Origin of the sequence: Pseudoalteromonas sp. P1-26 (assembly GCF_001401795.1) — a bacterium.
Taxonomy (GTDB): Bacteria; Pseudomonadota; Gammaproteobacteria; order Enterobacterales; family Alteromonadaceae; genus Pseudoalteromonas.
Window position 1 is genome coordinate 1 of record NZ_LKDX01000115.1, and the last position, 917, is coordinate 917.

At 40.0% G+C, this 917-nt stretch carries 2 protein-coding genes; both read right to left on the bottom strand.

All coding sequences use genetic code 11. The features are described from left to right. A partial coding sequence (locus AN394_RS22370) for a hypothetical protein (protein WP_235576291.1) occupies window positions 1-210 on the bottom strand: 210 nt, incomplete at its 3' end. 102 nt (window positions 211-312) lie between these two features. Next, entirely contained in the window at window positions 313-819 is a 507-nt protein-coding gene (locus tag AN394_RS21140) for a hypothetical protein (RefSeq protein ID WP_055022520.1), read from the bottom strand. Between the last annotated feature and the right edge of the window lie 98 nt (window positions 820-917).

Here is a 917-nt window from a genome sequence, read left to right on the forward strand (position 1 = left end):
GCCAGAAATTGAGCTTTGTCCAATCCTAAGGCTTTCTCCACTATCTGTCGAAATTGGAAAAGACTGGTAATACTCGTGAGCACATTGCTTCCGTTTAGAGTTCGATATTTCTGACGAAGGTAAATACCCCCAATCCCAAACAGGATCCGGCTCCTTCTTCCCACAACCAAATAAAAACAACAAAGCTAAAAGGTAACTCAAATTCTTCATAGGCTTTCTAACGTTTGCCGTAAACGGCACAAAATAGCAGGCTAAAATTAGCGACGAAGGAGCACAAGCCTGCTGTTTCGTGTCCTTGGTTTAACGGCCTTGTTAGCAGTTGCTTTGTTTCCGCCATGCTCTGATTTTTTTAACTAAAGAGACTTCATTTTCACCAGCTACTGAAGAGCCATAGAACTGCGGGTTAATTTTGAAACCATAAGGCCCCATAACTCTGTACTCTGGAGCAACTGAGATAATTACGAGACCGGCTTTTAGACCTCCAGTAGCCCTATGAACTGGATTTTTGCAACCTCTCACGGCTTTTTTAGGTATGGTCTTCATCCCAAAAACTGTGCAAACCTTTAAAGAATCTGAGTTAAGCTCCAATGCTCTACCTCGTGGGAAGAACAGCATTATTTGATAACCAAATTCACACAATACAATCCATATTAGACACGCAAAAAAAACAATAAAGTAAAAATCACTTAACTCGTTAAAATTAACAACGCTATCAACAACATCTTGCCACAAAACATTGATCAGCCACACTCCACCAATAAAAAGAAGTATGTTCAGAATTAATGTTGATAATTTGAAGGTAAAATTTTCGTTGTTCACTTTTGACTGCTAACGCCTTACTAATGGGCGCATAAATGCTTGGCTAAAATTAGCTACGAAGGAGCGCAAGCCAAGCGTTTTGCGTCCTTTTGAGTAAC